Below are 363 nucleotides of genomic sequence, written 5' to 3' on the forward strand. Positions count from 1 at the left end.
ATCTGGCGACCGTGATCGATATCTGCTCTCGCAGGCTCATCGGGTGGTCGATCGCCGACCATCTGCGTGCCGATCTGGTCTGCGACGCCCTGGACGCTGCCGTGCGCGCCCGCGGCGGTGGGGTCGAAAATGTGATCTTCCACAGCGACAGGGGAACCCAGGGCGGATTCAACTAGTGTTCCGTAATTCTGGTCGGTTTACTTAGCCTGGATGCACCGATGAGGGTGGTGTCGATCTTGGGCGGGTTGGTCGGAGTTGTTGATCTTGCTGTCTGGGGCGGGGCGTGCGTTGCCCGCTGGTCTTCCCAGCCTGTTCCACTGTTCAAGGTCTCCGGTCGGGCCCGTGTGGGCGATTGTTGGTGCT

Annotated in this window: 1 pseudogene; it reads left to right on the forward strand. The window is 62.0% G+C overall.

What is annotated here, in order from left to right:
* A pseudogene (locus tag E1288_RS46645) lies at positions 1-161 on the forward strand (DDE-type integrase/transposase/recombinase); the annotation flags it as partial.
* Between the last annotated feature and the right edge of the window lie 202 nt (positions 162-363).

The organism is Saccharopolyspora elongata (genome assembly GCF_004348985.1).
GTDB lineage: Bacteria > Actinomycetota > Actinomycetes > Mycobacteriales > Pseudonocardiaceae > Saccharopolyspora > Saccharopolyspora elongata.